This is a genomic window from Achromobacter sp. GbtcB20 (genome assembly GCF_019091095.1).
In the GTDB taxonomy this organism is placed as follows: domain Bacteria; phylum Pseudomonadota; class Gammaproteobacteria; order Burkholderiales; family Burkholderiaceae_B; genus Achromobacter; species Achromobacter mucicolens.
Window position 1 is genome coordinate 1 of record NZ_JAGXJZ010000551.1, and the last position, 269, is coordinate 269.

Below are 269 nucleotides of genomic sequence, written 5' to 3' on the forward strand. Positions count from 1 at the left end.
ATCTGGTGGGTCGGCAGCGTGCCCGAACGCAGGCCGCGCTCGTGGTCGCCGCCGTGCATCTGCGCTTCCAGGCGCACGCGCGGCTTGCGGCGCACGTACAGGGCGCCCACGCCTTTCGGGCCATAGGTCTTGTGCGCGGTGAAGGTCATCAGGTCGCACTTGGTCTTTTCCAGGTCGATCTCGACCTTGCCGGTCGCCTGCGCGGCGTCGCAATGGAAGATGATGCCCTTCGAGCGGCAAAGGTCGCCGATGGCGTTGATCGGCTGGAT

1 protein-coding gene is annotated in these 269 nt (G+C 66.5%); it reads right to left on the reverse strand.

Annotation, left to right across the window (positions count from 1 at the left end; translation table 11 throughout):
• The coding region (locus KVT32_RS30180; protein ID WP_217619439.1) for an aminotransferase class V-fold PLP-dependent enzyme at positions 1 to 269 on the reverse strand (269 nt) is incomplete at both ends.